The sequence below is a fragment of the Niveispirillum irakense DSM 11586 genome (assembly GCF_000429645.1).
Taxonomy (GTDB): Bacteria; Pseudomonadota; Alphaproteobacteria; order Azospirillales; family Azospirillaceae; genus Niveispirillum; species Niveispirillum irakense.
Window position 1 is genome coordinate 767,563 of record NZ_AUCG01000016.1, and the last position, 15,460, is coordinate 783,022.

17 protein-coding genes and 1 tRNA gene are annotated in these 15,460 nt (G+C 64.5%); 13 read left to right on the top strand and 5 right to left on the bottom strand.

Annotation, left to right across the window (positions count from 1 at the left end; genetic code table 11):
- Positions 1–13: 13 nt before the first annotated feature.
- The gene (locus tag G473_RS0107120; RefSeq protein WP_154667286.1) at positions 14–1,192 is read right to left on the bottom strand and encodes a hypothetical protein; all 1,179 of its coding nucleotides are present in this window, start codon (positions 1,190–1,192) and stop codon (positions 14–16) included.
- A 206-nt stretch (positions 1,193–1,398) separates the two neighbouring features.
- Between G473_RS0107120 and G473_RS25565 the strand changes: the two genes are divergently transcribed.
- The 4 genes from G473_RS25565 (at position 1,399) to G473_RS0107140 (ending at position 4,319) form a co-directional block, all read left to right on the top strand.
- Positions 1,399–2,016 (top strand): pyroglutamyl-peptidase I, encoded by a 618-nt coding sequence (locus tag G473_RS25565; protein WP_035705531.1) that lies wholly within the window; start codon positions 1,399–1,401, stop codon positions 2,014–2,016.
- A gap of 103 nt (positions 2,017–2,119) precedes the next feature.
- A complete protein-coding gene (locus G473_RS0107130; RefSeq protein ID WP_029012536.1) occupies positions 2,120–3,040 on the top strand; it encodes a sulfite exporter TauE/SafE family protein in 921 nt (306 codons plus the stop codon).
- Positions 3,037–3,804 (top strand): TIGR02186 family protein, encoded by a 768-nt coding sequence (locus tag G473_RS0107135; protein ID WP_035705535.1) that lies wholly within the window; start codon positions 3,037–3,039, stop codon positions 3,802–3,804. The genes G473_RS0107130 and G473_RS0107135 overlap by 4 nt, the downstream gene beginning before the upstream one ends.
- A gap of 41 nt (positions 3,805–3,845) precedes the next feature.
- On the top strand, positions 3,846–4,319 hold the full coding sequence (locus G473_RS0107140) for a universal stress protein (RefSeq protein ID WP_029012538.1): 474 nt from the start codon (positions 3,846–3,848) through the stop codon (positions 4,317–4,319).
- Between the two features lie 53 nt (positions 4,320–4,372).
- On the opposite strand, the gene truA is transcribed toward G473_RS0107140, so the two are convergent.
- The 4 genes from truA to G473_RS0107160 all read right to left on the bottom strand — a co-directional run bounded on the left by truA (position 4,373) and on the right by G473_RS0107160 (position 7,076).
- The gene (gene truA, locus G473_RS0107145) at positions 4,373–5,131 is read right to left on the bottom strand and encodes a tRNA pseudouridine(38-40) synthase TruA (protein ID WP_029012539.1); all 759 of its coding nucleotides are present in this window, start codon (positions 5,129–5,131) and stop codon (positions 4,373–4,375) included.
- 9 nt (positions 5,132–5,140) lie between these two features.
- Positions 5,141–5,968, bottom strand: coding sequence for a carbon-nitrogen hydrolase family protein (locus G473_RS0107150; protein WP_029012540.1), 828 nt, complete (start codon positions 5,966–5,968; stop codon positions 5,141–5,143).
- A 2-nt stretch (positions 5,969–5,970) separates the two neighbouring features.
- Positions 5,971–6,234: a glutaredoxin 3 gene (gene grxC, locus G473_RS0107155; RefSeq protein ID WP_029012541.1), complete on the bottom strand. Its 264-nt coding sequence runs from the start codon at positions 6,232–6,234 to the stop codon at positions 5,971–5,973.
- 92 nt (positions 6,235–6,326) lie between these two features.
- Positions 6,327–7,076: a ComF family protein gene (locus G473_RS0107160; protein WP_154667287.1), complete on the bottom strand. Its 750-nt coding sequence runs from the start codon at positions 7,074–7,076 to the stop codon at positions 6,327–6,329.
- Between the two features lie 166 nt (positions 7,077–7,242).
- Here G473_RS0107160 and G473_RS0107165 point away from each other — a divergent pair, with 166 nt between their 5' ends.
- The 9 genes from G473_RS0107165 (at position 7,243) to G473_RS0107205 (ending at position 15,456) form a co-directional block, all read left to right on the top strand.
- A complete protein-coding gene (locus tag G473_RS0107165; protein ID WP_029012543.1) occupies positions 7,243–8,166 on the top strand; it encodes a methyltransferase domain-containing protein in 924 nt (307 codons plus the stop codon).
- Between the two features lie 39 nt (positions 8,167–8,205).
- Positions 8,206–8,409: a hypothetical protein gene (locus tag G473_RS0107170; protein ID WP_029012544.1), complete on the top strand. Its 204-nt coding sequence runs from the start codon at positions 8,206–8,208 to the stop codon at positions 8,407–8,409.
- A gap of 79 nt (positions 8,410–8,488) precedes the next feature.
- A tRNA-Arg gene (locus tag G473_RS0107175) sits at positions 8,489–8,565 on the top strand.
- 249 nt (positions 8,566–8,814) lie between these two features.
- A complete protein-coding gene (locus G473_RS0107180; RefSeq protein WP_029012545.1) occupies positions 8,815–9,495 on the top strand; it encodes a vWA domain-containing protein in 681 nt (226 codons plus the stop codon).
- A 14-nt stretch (positions 9,496–9,509) separates the two neighbouring features.
- Positions 9,510–10,280 carry a PP2C family serine/threonine-protein phosphatase gene (locus tag G473_RS29075; RefSeq protein WP_051329959.1) on the top strand — a complete coding sequence of 257 codons (771 nt, stop codon included), beginning with the start codon at positions 9,510–9,512 and terminating at the stop codon, positions 10,278–10,280.
- A gap of 20 nt (positions 10,281–10,300) precedes the next feature.
- The gene (locus tag G473_RS0107190) at positions 10,301–12,343 is read left to right on the top strand and encodes a peptidoglycan-binding protein (protein ID WP_154667288.1); all 2,043 of its coding nucleotides are present in this window, start codon (positions 10,301–10,303) and stop codon (positions 12,341–12,343) included.
- Between the two features lie 103 nt (positions 12,344–12,446).
- Positions 12,447–13,616: an MFS transporter gene (locus G473_RS0107195; protein ID WP_029012547.1), complete on the top strand. Its 1,170-nt coding sequence runs from the start codon at positions 12,447–12,449 to the stop codon at positions 13,614–13,616.
- 95 nt (positions 13,617–13,711) lie between these two features.
- Positions 13,712–14,953 carry a DUF2157 domain-containing protein gene (locus G473_RS0107200; RefSeq protein ID WP_029012548.1) on the top strand — a complete coding sequence of 414 codons (1,242 nt, stop codon included), beginning with the start codon at positions 13,712–13,714 and terminating at the stop codon, positions 14,951–14,953.
- Positions 14,950–15,456, top strand: coding sequence for a GDYXXLXY domain-containing protein (locus G473_RS0107205; protein ID WP_029012549.1), 507 nt, complete (start codon positions 14,950–14,952; stop codon positions 15,454–15,456). Before G473_RS0107200 ends, G473_RS0107205 begins: the two co-directional genes overlap by 4 nt.
- The last annotated feature ends 4 nt before the right edge of the window (positions 15,457–15,460 follow it).

A 15,460-nucleotide genomic window follows, 5' to 3' on the forward strand; every position in this document is an offset into this window, starting at 1 on the left:
CGGGCCGTGGGGGTCATTTCATCGTGACTGTCAGTTTCAGGGGCTCGGTGGCTGCCAAGGTATCATCAATCAACAGGACAGCTTCACCCGCTACTATGCCGGTTCTGCCAAGAAGAAGAATATCTGCGCCAACAACATCCAGCGATACCGAGGCCGGAGCGGTACCAATCCATTTCGCGGAGTAGGACTCTTGACCACCTGAAACTCGCAGACGTACATGCGTACCGCTGCTGATCGGTGGTATTGTGTCTGGCAAAATCGACAATGGCTTCACTTCTGCCAAGCTTACGTTGCAGCCATCGATTTTTTTTAGCTCGACTTTTGCCAGATCGACCAATTTCTGCTCAACCATAGTCCGCGCACCCTGGATATCGGCCGTGCTTATAAGCACGGTAGCAAGTTTTGTTTTTAAATCGGGATTTGGCTCCTCTTTCTGACGGTCATTGGGATTAATGGTGCTTTCGGTATACAGTGATCTTGGGCCTTGAGGGTCGGGGAAAGTAGATTGGGCGGCCGTCATTACCATCTGTAATGTCGGTGTCGCAGCAGCAGCCATGTTGTTGACATCATTAACGATCTGCGTTGCGGTTGCGATGATGGTTTCTGCCAGAATCGCTTCGTTGCTGGCAGCCACGTCTGCCTGGGTTATTGCCTGTTGGCTCGGCACAATCTCTGCCCACCCTTTGCTCAGCGCCTCCGCCTTGGTGTCCCAATGGAGTGAGCTTTTATCTAATGAGATGCTTTCTAGGGCAGCCATCGCCTTTTGATGGTCTATAAGATAATTGTTCAAAGTCCGGCGGCTTTCCGCCAATTGTGACAATGCCGTGGCATATCCCACAGTGGGAAGTTCCAGACACTGCAGGGCGCTATAACCGCTGCGGTACACGGCCATTACTTGCGATGGGGTCAGCAGGTTGCCTGCGGAATAAGCTAGCCCGCCTGTTCCTGCCAATCCTAGGATCAATTCAGTGTTTGCTCCATAGGCTGTCGCTCCCGCCGCCCCGGCCATTGCAAGAAAAGTCACGACGCTTGCCTCATTCCCCATCGTGTTTCGCTTCTCCAGTTCTTCATAAATATTTTTTTTTGCTTCTCTAACCAGCAGCAAAGCCTTGTATAGGGATCCCCCTTGTCCAACGCTGGCATCGCGGCTGGGTGGGATTGGTGGGGGAATCATGCTGGTGCAACTCGTCATTCCCAGTATGGTTCCTGCACAGAGTGCGCGTGAAGAGAAACGCATCTTACCCTTCCTATTAAATTTATATTGTATTTCTTTAATAATTTACCCCATTAAATTGATGTTGATATATGTTGATTCAGCGTGATGTCTGCCTACAGCGTTGCGACCCAGACAGGGGAAGGATAGCGTCGTGTAATTCCGTATGTCTGGAGCCAACGCCCATGCCCACCATCCTGATCACCGGTTTCGCCCCGTTCCTCGGCCATGCCGTCAACCCAACCGCCTGGCTGGCGGGCCGGCTGGATGGGGTGGTGATCAGGGGTGCCCGTATCCGGGGGGTGGAACTGCCGGTCACCTTCACCGGTGCCGTGCCGGCGCTGCAGGCGGCGGTTGCGGCCAGCCAGCCCGATGCGGTGGTGATGTTCGGGCTGGCCTATGATACCGACGCCATCCGGCCGGAACGGCTGGCGCTGAACCTGGATGATGCGACGGCCCCGGATAATGATGGAATGGTTCGCCGCAACAGCCCCATCGACCCGGCCGGCCCCATGGGATACTGGTCGTCGCTGCCATTGGACGCCATCGCCGATGATCTGATGGCAGAAGGCGTGCCGGTGAAATTCAGCCGCGATGCCGGCGGCTATATCTGCAACCATCTGTTCTTCGGCATGCGCCACTGGCGTCCGGATGTGCCCGCCGGCTTCATCCATGTGCCGCCTTTCCCCGACGGGTTGAAGCCCGAAGATCAAGGCCATCGCACCGGCATGGGGCCGGAAAAGCTGGAACAGGCGGCCCGCCTGTTGCTGGCCCGCGTCGCCACCAGCCTTGCCATGGCTTGACCCACCGACCATTGGCCTAGCCCTGCTTTAGGGCTTGGGTTGCGGGGGCAGGGGGCGTAAGCTTATGGCTTGAATACCTGCCCGGAACCGGCCCCACGGGATCATGCAGATTTACCTTCCGATTGCGGAAATCTCGGTCAATGCCCTGCTGATCCTGCTTCTTGGCGGTGGTGTCGGCTTTCTCTCCGGCCTGTTCGGCGTTGGTGGCGGCTTTCTGATGACGCCGCTGCTGATCTTCATTGGCGTGCCGCCGGCCGTGGCCGTGGGCACCCAGGCCAACCAGCTTGTGGGTGCCTCCGTTTCCGGCGTTCTGGCCCATTGGCGCCGCAATAATGTGGATGTGAAGCTGGGCTTGGTCATGCTCAGCGGCGGTACTGTGGGCACGGCGCTGGGCGTGTGGATTTTCGGCCTGCTGCAGGCGCTGGGCCATATTGATCTGGTGATTTCCCTCTCCTATGTCCTGTTTCTGGGCACGGTCAGCAGCCTGATGCTGTGGGAGAGTGTGGGCGCCATCATCCGCGGCCGGGGCAGTGTCGCCACACGGTCCAAGCTGCATCACCATACCTGGCTGCATGGCCTGCCGTTCAAGATGCGCTTCCCGCGCTCCCGGCTTTACATCTCGGCCCTGCTGCCGGCGCTGATCGGTTTTGTCTGCGGCCTGCTGGTGGCCATCATGGGGATTGGCGGCGGTTTCCTGCTGGTGCCGGCCATGATCTATATTCTGGGCATGCCCACGGCCCTGGTGGCCGGCACCTCGCTGTTCCAGATCGTTTTCACCACCGGGATCGCCGCCTTCCTGCAGGCGGTGGGCAACCAGACGGTGGATATCATGCTGGCCCTGCTGCTGCTGGTCGGCGGCGTGATCGGCGCCCAGTTCGGCACCCGCATCGGGGCAAAATTGCGCGGTGAACAGGCCCGCGCCCTGCTGGCCCTGGTGGTGCTGGCCGTGGCAGCCAAGCTGGCGGTTGATCTGGTCCTGCGGCCGGAGGATCTTTTCTCCATCACCCTGCCGGGGGGATCATGAGGGGGGTAAGGCGTCTGCTGATCCTGCCGGCCGGGTTGCTGGCCGGGTTTATCCTGATGGTGGCAACGCGGCCGGACGCCTGGGCCCAGTCGCTGGTGGCGGACCTGTCCAGCCACCTGATCGCCATCACCACCGGTTTTACCGGCACCGATGTGGTGCTGTTCGGGGCCGTGGATGGGGAAGGGGATGTCGCGGTCGTCGTCCAGGGGCCGGAAGGTGAGGTGACGGTGCGGCACAAGGACCGCGTGGCCGGCATCTGGATCAACACGGACGAGATCGAATTTGCCCGCGTGCCCGCCTTTTACACCGTCGCCCTGTCCAACACGCTGGATGGGGTGGTGCCACCTGCCGTGTTGCAACGGCATGAGATCGGGCTGGATTATATCCGTCTGGCACCGGTGAAAAAGATCGACAAGGCGGAAAAGCTGGCTGAATACCGGGCGGCCCTGATCCGCAACAAGCAGCGCATGGGGCTTTACACGACGGAAGTGGGCGAGGTGTCCTTCCTGGGGCAGCGCCTGTTCCGCACCCGCATCTATTTCCCGGCCAATGTGCCGACCGGGACTTATACCGCCTCGGTCTTCCTGATCCGCGATGGCGATGTGGTCAGCGCCCAGACCACGCCGCTGCTGGTGTCCAAGATCGGCTTTTCCGCCAGCGTGGCGGAATTTGCGCAGCGCCAATCCGTTTTCTATGCCGTGTTGGGCATTTTGCTGGCGGTATCTTTAGGCTGGCTGGCCGGCATCATCTTCCGTAAATCCTGATTTTTGATCCTACCCAAGCCGCAGGCCCGTCGGGGGTTCCCATGAGTGAGAATAAAACGCGCATCTTCCTGGTCGTGGTGGATGAGACGGAGGAAATGACGGTGGCGCTGCATTATGCCGCCCGCCGTGCCCGCAATTCCGGTGGCCGTGTCGCCCTGCTGAACGTGATCGAGCCGGGAGAGCTGCAGCAATGGGGTGCCATCCAGGGCCTGATGGAACAGGAACAGCGGGAAGAGGCGGAGCAACTGCTCCAGCGGCTGGCGAAGGAGGTGGTGGATATTTCCGGCACCGTCCCCACCCTCTATATCCGCCATGGCCAGCCCAGCGACCAGTTACTGAAACTGATCCGTGAGGAGCCGAGCATCTCCATCCTGGTGCTGGCGGCGGGCACGGGAAGGGGCGGGCCGGGGCCACTGATCTCTTATGTGGTCGGTCAGATGGCGGGCGACCTACGCATCCCCGTCACCATCGTGCCGGGCTATCTCTCCGACGACCAGTTGGACGCGATTACGTAATAGGGCGGTGCGGTGAGTTGTTCTTGCTGGGAGTGAGATAAAGCGGTGCCCCGCTAAACCCACTCCTCGCCCGGATAGAAGGCATGGGTGAAGTAAAGCCCGTCGGCAGGGGCCGTCTGGCCGGCAGCGGAGCGGTTGCGGGCTTCCAGGGCGGCGGTGACGTCATCGGCGGTCCAGCGCCCTTCGCCCACCATCTTGATCGTGCCCACCATGTTGCGCACCTGATGATGCAGGAAGGACCGGGCGCGGGCAATGATCCGCACCTCTTCCCCCACCCGCGTCACGGATAGTTCGCTCAAGGTCTTTACCGGGCTTTGTGCTTGGCAGAGCGAGGCGCGGAAGCTGGTGAAATCATGCTGGCCGATCAGCCTTTGCGCGGCCTCGTGCATCGCGCCCGCATCCAGCGGATGCATCACAAGCCACGCCCGGCCGGCATCCAGCGCCAGCGGCGCCCGGCGGTTGATGATCCGGTAGAGATAGGACCGGCCAATGCAGGAGAAGCGGGCGTGGAAATCTCCCTCCATCGCTTCGGCCTTCACCACGGCGATGGGGTTGGGCTTCAGGTGGAAATTCAGCGCCTCGCGGACTTTTTCCGCCGTGGCTGGTTTTTCCAGGTCGAAGCTGGCAACCATGGCCAGGGCATGCACGCCGCTATCGGTCCGGCCGGCGGCATGGACGGTGACATTCTCCTGCGCGAAGCGGCGCACCGCTTCTTCCAGACAACCCTGGACGGAGGCGCCATGGTCCTGCCGCTGCCAGCCAAAGAACGGGCGGCCGTCAAACTCGACGGTGATTTTCCAGCGTTGCGCCATGGTAAGGGGTCAGGGCCCATCAAACGTGCGGTCATGGCCCAGCGACGGCACCATGCGCCGCGCCTCCGCCACTTTGGACAGGTCCAGATCGGCGATGATATGGCCCACACCCTCGCCGGCATCGGCCAGCACTTCGCCCCACGGGCTGATGATCAGGCTGTGACCATAGGTGCCACGATTGCCATCATGCAGCCCGGTCTGGGCCGGGGCCAGGACGAAACAGCCGGTCTCAATGGCACGGGCGCGCAGCAGCACATGCCAATGCGCCTTGCCCGTGGGCACGGTGAAGGCGGCAGGCACGGTGATCAGGCTGGCCCCGGCCTTGGCCAGTGCGCGATAGAGATAGGCAAAGCGCACATCATAGCAGATGGACAGGCCCAGCCCGCCCCAGGGCGTGGGCGCGACGACGGCGCGTTCACCCGGACGGTAAGTGGCGCTCTCGCGATAGCTTTCGCCGCCGGCCAGATCCACATCGAACATGTGGATCTTGTCATAGCGCGCCACGATATCGCCCGTGGGGGCGATGACGAAGGCGCGGTTGGCCACCCTGCCATCCTCCAGCAGGCATCCCAGCGTGCCGGTCATGATCCAGGCCCCGGTGTCGCGCGCCAGATCGCGGAAGAAGGGCACGCCGGGATGGCTCTCCTCCGGCTTCACGCGGGCCAGGATTTTGTCCCGCCCCTGCGCCATCAGGGAGACATTCTCCGGCAGGCAGACAAGCTGGGCCCCATCGGCCACCGCATCGCGGACCAGCCTTCCGGCAGTTTCCAGGTTGGGAAGGATCTCCGGCCCGGCATTGACCTGGACCAGGGCGGCGCGCAGCGTGGCCTTATCCATGATCAGCCGGCCAGGCCCAGCAGCGGGTCCAGCTTGCCCGCCTTTTCCAGCGCATAGGTATCGTCACAGCCGCCAATATGCTGCCCGTCGATGAAAAGCTGCGGCACAGAGGTGCGGCCCCCGGCGCGGTCCACCATTTCGGGGCGGCGGCGGGGCTGGGCCTCGATATCGATCTCTTCATAGCGGACGCCCTTGGCATCCAGCAGCTTCTTGGCGCGGGCGCAATAACCGCACCAGGGATTGGTATAGATCTCGATCGTCGGCATCGGGCGTATCCCTGTCCTTGGCAGATGATCTTAATATGACGGTCGCGGCGGCCAAGGCAAAGCCCGGCGGTGCGCAGATCACCTTTTCGCGGTCAGGGGGCGCTTTCTGCTTCCACCGCCTGCATGGCGACCGGCTTCACCACCCGCGCCAGGGTCAGCACATCCACCCGCACGGCGCCGGCCCGGCGCAATACCCGGGCGCATTCCCCCACCGTGGCCCCGGTGGTGAATACATCGTCGATCAGCAGGATGCGCGCGCCCTTGATCTGTCCGGCATGGGCCGGGTGGGGTGTGAAGGCGCCGGCCACATTGCGGGCCCGGCCCTTGCGCGTCAGGCCGCCTTGGCGCGCTGTGGCCCGCCGGCGCACCAGCAGGTCGGGCGCCACCACCCGGCCACTCAGCCGGCCCAGATGGGCCGCCAGCAGGGCCGATTGGTTGAAGCGGCGGCGGAACAGCCGCCAGCGATGCAGCGGCACTGGCACAATCAGATCAACATCCCGCAGCAATTCCCCCCCGGCCCGGGCCAGCCATTGCGCCAGACCGGGGGCATTCTCCGTCCGGTCGCCATGCTTGAACCCCAGGATCAGGGGGCGCGTCGCCTCATCATAGGCAAAGACGCTGCGGCAGCGGTCAAACCGGGGCGGTTTGGCGATGCAGGCCCCGCACAGGGCATCCTTCCCGCCGGAATCATAATCAAAGGGCAGGCCGCAGCAGGCACAATGGGGTGCCGCGATGAAGCTGATCCGTTGCCAGCAGGCGGCGCACAGGGCGCCGGTGCGGTCCACCTCCACCCCGCAGGCCATGCAGCGCGGCGGCATCACCAGATCCAGGGCGGCCGCCATCCAGGCCCGCAGGCCCCGGCCAACCTGCCTTGCGCGTTGCCAAGTGGCTGTATCATCACCTGCTTCCATCGCGCCAAGGTAGCATGGTGATGATATTTTTCCATCTCCCCCGGCTTTTTGCCTGCCCGCTGTTGCCAGCCGCTGCCCCGCGCGATATGGCAGGGGCATGAGCGACGCCGACATCATGACCCTTTTCGACCGCCGGCTGGTGCGACGCCATCGCGACCGCGCCGGTGCCCGCATCGCCGACCATGATTTCCTGTTCCGGGAAGTGGCGGACCGACTGGCGGAACGGCTGGACCTGATCCGGCGGGACTTTCCCCATGTCCTGGACCTGGGCAGCCATGGCGGGGAAATGGCGGCGGCGCTGGGCGGGCGTAGCGGCATCCGCCATCTGACCCATGCCGATCTGTCGCCCGCCATGGCCCGCATGGCTGCCGGCACCACCGGCAACCCGGCTTTGGCGGCGGATGAGGAGGCCTTGCCCTTCGCGCCCGGCAGTTTCGACCTGATCGTGTCCAACCTGTCGCTGCATTGGGTGAATGACCTGCCCGGCGCCTTGATCCAGGCCCGCCAGGCCCTGCGGCCTGATGGGTTGTTCCTGGCGGCGATCTTCGGCGGCGACACGCTGTTTGAGCTGCGCCGCGCCCTGATGGAAGCGGAGATGGAGATGATGGGCGGCGTCAGCCCGCGCATCAGCCCCATGGCGGGCCTGCGCGATGCCGCCGGCCTTCTGCAGCGGGCGGGTTTTGCCCTGCCGGTGGCGGACATGGATACGCTGACCGTCTCTTACCCCAATCCGTTCCGCCTGCTGGCTGACCTGCGCGGGATGGGGGAGACCAACGCCGCCCTGTCGCGCCTGCGCCGGCCAACCTCCAGCGCCCTGATGGCGCGGGCGGCAGAGCGCTATATCGAGCTGTTCCAGGAAGCCGATGGATCGGTGCCGGCAACGTTCGAGATCATCTTCCTGGCCGGCTGGGCACCCGACCCCAGCCGCCAGCAGCAGCCGGCCCGGCGCGGCAGTGCGACCCACCGGCTGGCGGATGCGTTGAACAGTGTGGAACAGCCTACCGGCATCAAGCCCCATTGAGGGGGTGTGATGGCCCTTCTAGGAAAGGAACAGGCGGCAATGGACGCTGAAGAAGATATTGTCGAACGGCTGCGCCGCCGCGCCGCCCGCGCCCGTGACCGCTATCCGGAGGAAGCCGAAGACCCGGCGACGCTGGTCGGCGGCCTGATTGCGGATTACGAGGCAGCGGCGGACGAAATCCAGCGGATGCGCGAAGCATTGAAGGATCTGTCCCGTCAGGCGCTTCGTGTGATGTTGGGCTAACAAAGGTGTTTGCAAGGGCGGGATTGTTGCGCTATGGTCCGCGCCGCCCGCCCAGGAAGCCTGGGCCGATGGCCGGCATGGACCCGTAGCTCAGCTGGATAGAGCGCTGCCCTCCGAAGGCAGAGGCCGATGGTTCGAATCCATTCGGGTCCGCCACTCTCAATCGTTAAGTCAGCAGATTGACCTGCTTCTTGAGATGAGCCAGGCGCTTTGAAAAGCGCTGCTCGTAAATCCCCCCTTCGACCCCCTCTCTCTTATCATATCGTGTCGATACTATATAGATTACTTCGGTCTGCCGATCCGGGGGCAGCGTTCATCGTTTTCCAGGGTTGATTTTTCTATACCTCCGATGGGCGATCCGTGTTCTATGAGTAAGAGGTAAATCAACCAGCAAGCGTCCCGGCCATGAAGATCATTGATGCGGTCTATCGCGATAATTCTTCCCAGCGCACGCCGTGCGTGATCGTTGTCGACGGTTCCACGTCGATGGAGGAGGGCAATGCCATCTTCCATCTGAATGAGGCGCTGCAGGCGTTCGAGCGGGCGTTGAAGGAGGATGACGAAGCCTCCGTCCGCGTTCAGGTGAAGATGATCCGCATGGGCGGGCACGACGAAGCGACGGCACTGGGCGACTGGACCGATGCCATTGATTTCCGCGCGCCCCATGTGGAAGCCAATGGCAGCACGCCCATGGGCAAGGCCATCGATATGGCGATGGGCGAAATCCAGGCGCAGAAGGAAGTCTATAAGCGCAACGGCATCCCCTATACCCGGCCCTGGCTGTTCGTCTTTTCCGACGGGTCGCCGACGGACGAGGATGTGTGGCGCGATGTTGCCGCCCGCTGCCGGCAGGCGCAGGAGGATAAGCGTTTTGTCCTGTTTGCCGTGGCCGTGGGGGCCAATGCGCGGGTGGATGCCCTGCGTGCCTTCTGTGGTCCGGACCGGCCGGTCCTGTCGTCGGATAGCCTGAAATTCAAGGAAATGTTCCTGTGGCTGGCGGCGTCGCTGGCCGCCACCTCGCGCAGCCAGCCGGGCCAGCAGGTGGCCCTGCCCAGTCCCGCCAACTGGCTGACGGTGGCCACCTGACCCGGGTGACGGCAATGGATACGCTGCGTTGGGATGGGATCAGCCAGGGGCGCTGGAATCTGGTTGCGGCGGCGGTCCAGGGGCCCAGCCACCGGCTGGATGATACGCCCTGCCAGGATGCCTTTGCCTTTTCCATCAGGGATGACCGGCTGGTTGCCGTGGTCAGCGATGGGGCCGGTTCCGCCGCCCGCGCGGCGGAAGGTTCCCGCATTACGGCGGACCGGATGGTGGCGGGCCTGTCCGCCCTGACCCTGGACCCGGCGGCAGATGGGGTGGAGGCCTGGCGCCCGGCGGTGGAACGGGTGATCGAGGATCTGCGCGCCGGCCTGGCCACCCTGTCCGACAATGGCGACATTGCCGATTTCCATGCCACGCTGGTGGCAGTGGTGGCGGGCCCGGCCGGCGGGCTGTTCATCCATATCGGCGATGGCATGGCGCATGCGGCTGATGCCGCACTGGTGCCGGTGGGCCATAGCGTGCCGGTAAATGGGGAAGAGGCGAACAGCACCTATTTCGTCACCTTGCCCTTCTGGCGGGAAACGCTGCGCCTTACCCCGTTCGGCCCCTTTGCCCGCATCATCCTGATGACGGATGGGCCGATGCCGTTCGCCGCGGCTAAGAAGGGTGTGGGGTTGGAGCCGGCCTTCATGCGGCCGGTGGATGGGTTCCTGTCCAGCCATCCGGTGGCAGAAGGGGCGGAAGCCCTGGCCGGCACGCTGGACAGCCCCGACGCGCGGCGCATCAGCACCGATGACAAGACCATTCTTTGGGCAGCGCTGGCCTGACGGCCCGCCCTGTGACGATAATGAAATTCCGTACCTCCACCCGTCAGATCGACCTTAGCCAGCAGAAGCCGCTGGGGGAGGGCGGCGCCGGCATTGTTTATCCCCTGCCGGGCAAACCCGATCTATGCGTGAAGATCTATCGCCGCGACACCAATGGCGACCATGCCCGCGATCACGCGGACAAGGTGAAGGCCATGGTGGCCCGCCCGCCGGACAAGGTGATGGCGCCGGATGGCAAGACGGTGCAGATGGCCTGGCCGAAGGAGGTGGTGACCGACGCCAGCGGTACTTTCCGCGGCTTCGTCATGCCGGTGATCGACATGAAGGCGGCCCGTGCCATGCCGCGCGTGCTGAATCCTAAGCTGCGGCGCCAGCATAATATCCCGGATTCACTGCTGTTCCGGCTGACGGCGGCGACCAATCTGGCCATCCTGATGGAATCGCTCCACAGCGTGGGGCACAATATCATCGACCTGAAGCCGCAGAATATCCTGGCCTATCTGACGCCGAAATCCCGCACCGGCTTCCTGGCTCTGCTGGATTGCGACGGGTTCAGCATTGAAGGGGCGGGCGGCAAGCGCTATCCGGCCGCCCTGGCCACGCCGGAATTCGCCCATCCCCAAGGATTGCGCGCCGATGGCGGCATTGATCTGGATTGGATGAATGCGCATGGCCGGGAACAGGATCTCTGGTCGCTGGGCATCCTGATCTTCCTGTTCCTGAACGAAATGCACCCCTTGCAGGGCGTGCCGGAAGATGGGTTCCGGGACTTCCCAACCGAGTTGCCGCTGCTGGCCCGCCGGTACAAGGAAGTCTATGCCTATGGCGTGAAGCCCAATCCAAGGGTGCGGCCGCGCGCCAACAGCCTGCATGAATGGTTCGATCCCCGTTTGCGCAACCTGTTTGACCGGACCTTCTCCGGTGATTACGGGGCGCTGCCCTCGGCGCGGGAATGGTCGGACGTCCTGAAAGAGTTGATGAGCACGAAGCGCGCCTGCCGCCATAACCGCGACCATTGGCGGCTGGGGGATGAGTGCGGGCAGTGCGCGCTGGAAAAAAGGCTGGGGCCGCCCCCGTCGCCGCCACCCGCCCCGGCGCAGGTGGCCATGCCGGTCAACCTGCCGCCGCCGCCCCGGCAACCCCGGCAACCCAAGCGTCAGGCACCACCGCCGGTGGGCTTCCCCGGTTTCACGGGCGTCAAGCCCCTGTCCTTATCCTGGGCCTGGACGCTGGGGCTGTTTTTCTGTGCCTTGATGGGGGTGGGGGCGGGGGCCGCCATTTTCCTGCTGCGGGATGGTCTGCTGGCGGGCTGGACGGCACAGCCGGCAATGATCACGGCCATCATCCTGTGGGGGCTGGCCTTCCTTCTGGCGCGCGTGGCCGTACGCCGCCGGGCGCGGCGGCGGGGCCGTCCCCTGCTGCCGGCCAACCGGCTGTGGGCCCTGCTGACAATGGTTGCCGGGCTGGCGCTGTTGCCGGTCACAGCCATCCATAGCCATGACCAGTTCGCCCGCAATTTCACACCTTCTGTGGCGGATACCCCCATTCCCAGCACCAAGCCGGCGGCTGAGCCCCGCGCGACCATGGCGCAGATACGGGCCGTTCAGACGGAACTGTCGCGCCTGCAGCTTTACACAGGCGGGGCCGACGGGCGGGTGGGACCAAAAACGCGGGACGCGGTTGCCAGCTTTGCCCGAGGCCAAGGCATCGCCATGCCCGATCTGCAGAAGCCGGATGATGTGGATGCGCTGATCACCCGTTTGAAGCGCCAGCCCACACCGGTCCCGGCCCCCCTTCCCACGACCCCGCCCCCTGCCGCGGCACCGGTTGAACCCGCACCGGCCCCGGCTGCCACCATTGGTCTGGAAGCGGCGCTGAACCGCAGCATCGGCCTGCCCATGCAGGCCCTGGCGTGGGAGCAGGACGGGCATAGCGGCTTTATCACCAATCTGGGGCCGATCACCGGTCGGGATGGCTGCTATATGACTGAACTGGTCAGCGGCGATATTAACCGGACCCGCATTGCCTGCCGGTCGGGCAATGGGGAATGGCGGTTCGACTGAACGGTTGAGAGGTGGGTACCAGACTTGACCGCCCGTGCCCGCCCTGGCATGGTCCGCAGCAAAATTCATCCGCTATCGGATATATTGCTGTCCAGGTGTTATTATGCAGTCTCGTATCATCGTGTGTGGCCTGTTGGTGATGGGCACTTTACTGGGGATCGCCGGGATTGATCTGGTGCTGCCCGCCCTTCCGGCCATGGCTACCTGGCCCGATGGCGGCACGGCCAAGGCCCAGCTTATCATCGCCGCCTATATTGGCGGCGTGTCGCTGGGGCTGCTGCTGTTCGGCTGGCTGGGAACGATGGTGGAGCGGCGCCTGCTGCTGATTGGCTCCATCGCTGCCTATATGCTGCTGTCGCTGGCCTGTACCTGGACCCAGAATATGGATGTGCTGATCGCGCTGCGGTTTGCACAGGGATTGATCGGCTGTGCGCCCGGCGTCTTCGCGCCCGGTATGATCCGGCGCATGTTTGATGAGAAAGGCGCCATCCGCGCCATCGGCATCCTGGGCAGTATCGAGGCGATTGGGCCGGGGGCGGCACCGCTGGCGGGGGCTGCCCTGCTGGCCTGGGGTGGCTGGCAGGCCCCTTTCCTGGCCAGTGCCGCCCTGGCCCTGATCACGGCCATCAGCCTGACGCTGGGCCGTAACCTGTTGCCGCCGGGGTCGGCCCCGCGCGGGATGGGCAGTTACCGCCTGCTGCTGACCGATCCGGTTTTCCTGCGCTATGGGCTGACCCAGGCGCTGGTGCTTGGCGGGCTGCTGGTTTTCATCTTCGGTGCGCCGGTGGTGATCGTGAACAGTCTGGGTGGCACGCTGGGCGATTTCATCCTGATGCAGATGGTGGGCGTGGGCCTGTTCATGATCTGCGCCAATCTTTCCGGCCTGCTGTGCGGCCGGTTCGGGGTGGAGCGGATGATCAGCTTTGGCACCGGGCTGGCGCTGCTGGCGGCATTGCTGCTGACGGCTTATGCGCTGGCGGGTGGCGCAAATCCGAAGATTCTGATCCTGGCGCTGGCACCGATGAATATCGGGCTGGGCCTGCGCGGGCCGCCGGGCTTCATGCGCGCCGTGGCGGCAGGGCGGGGGGATGATGACCGGGCGTCGGCCCTGGTGATCCTGGCCATCACCCTGTTTGCCGCCTGTACCACAGCCTTCCTGGCGCCTTTCCTGGAACTGGGCTTACCGGCCCTGGCCCTGGGGGCACTGGCCTGTCAGGTGTTGGCCTGCCTGCTGCTGGTGCTGCTGCCGCGCCTGCCCGATCCGATACAGTAAGTCTATGGCAAAGGGCATCGTCCGCCCGGCCCCTTGCGGCACGCGTTACCCTGGCACTAGGGTGGGGTGGGAAACGGAGGACGGGGCTTGAATTGATGCGATGGCGCAAGGCGATGGATCCGACGGCGGCAACAGCCCCGGATGTCCCTGGGGTCGGGGAGATCGATGCCGGATCGCTGCCTTCCGGCTTGGCGGTGCGGCTGGCCGACTGGCAGGCGGCAGGGCTGATCGGGGCGGATACGGCGTCCCGCATCGCCGCATTTGAAGCCGCGCGCCACCGGCCGCGCCTGCCGGCGGCGCTGGCCATCCTGGGCTTTTTCGCGGTGGCGCTGGGCATCATCGCCATTGTCGCCGCCAACTGGGATGCCATCCCCATCGCGCTGCGTCTGGGCCTGCATGTGGCATTGAACCTGGCTTTGGGGGTGGCTGCCTGGGTCTGGTATCGGGGGCAGGGGGAAGGCATGCCCCGCTTCCGGCTGGAAGGGGCGCTGCTGCTGCTTTCCCTCTCCACCCTGGCGTTGATCGCCCATATCGGGCAGAGCTTTCAGCTTCAGGGCGACCTGTCCGGCCTGCTGGGCTTCTGGCTGCTGCTGGTCACGCCCTTCACCATTCTGGTGGTGCGTGCACCGCTGCATCGCTGGCTCTGGCTGCTGGGCCTGGGCTGCTGGCTGGGCTCGGTCCTGTCCGACCATTGGCTGAGCCTGCATGAATGGCGGCTGTCCGGATCGGCGATCATGCTGTGCTTTGCCGCCCTTTATGCCTTGCGGGCATTGCCGCCGCCGGTTGATCCGGGCTGGACCCGCCATGTCGGTCGCGCATCTGCCGGCACGCTGGTGGCGACAACCAGCTTCGTGCTTCTGGTGCTGCGCCCGCTTTTGCAGGAAACGCCCCCGCCGGAAGCGGTGACCGATGCCTCAATCGCGGCAGGGATCGGCTTTGTTGCCATTGCCGCCGCCCATGCCCTGGTCCCGGCGGACCGGGTGGGGCTGCGCCGGGGCGTGGGCCTGCTGCTGGCTTTGTCGCCAGGGCTGGCCGTGCTGCCCTTCATGCTGGAAGGGACGGCGGCGGCCATCATCACCGGCATCCTGTTCTGCCTCTACTGGATCGCTATTGCCAAGATGGCGCTGGTGGCGCATCGGCCCGGCCTGTTCAAGCTGGCGGTGGCCTTGATCGCGCTGCGGGTTTTCGTGGTCTATCTGGATGCCACGGGCGGGCTGCTGGCCACCGGCTTCGGGCTGATCATCGGCGGTCTGGTGCTGCTGGGGCTGGCGCTGGGCGCGCGGCGGGTGATGGAATGGGGGGATCGGCTGGCCGCCCCGGCGGAGGAGAAGCCATGACCAAGCCCGACCGTTTCTCCCTGCTGCTGCTGGCCTTGCTGCTGGTGCCCACCCTGGTGCTGGCCGGCTGGGCCCTGTCCATCCGGACGCAACGGGCCGAACAGCCGGCCTTGCGCATCGGTGTTGTCGGCTTTGACCCGCGCGACCTGCTGCGCGGTCATTACCTGCAGGTGCGGCTGGATATTGGCGGGCTTGCGGAACCGCTGGCCGCCTTGGGTGATGTACCGGATTGCGTCTGCGTCACCCCGTCCGCCGAGCCATCGGACCGGCCGGGTTTTGCACCGCTACCGTCCTGCCAGCCGGTCGATATCGGGCAATGCTCCTATCCGTTGGCCAATCCACGGCAGACGCTGCGTGTCTATGTGCCGCAATCCCGCGCCGCGGACCTGGAAGAAAAGCTGCGCCAGGGCCTGTCCAAACTGGATGTGGAGGTGCGCTTTGCCGGTGACGGGTCCATCGCCGTCGGCAAGCTGGCCGTAGATGGTGTGCCGGTGCAGGATTGAGCAC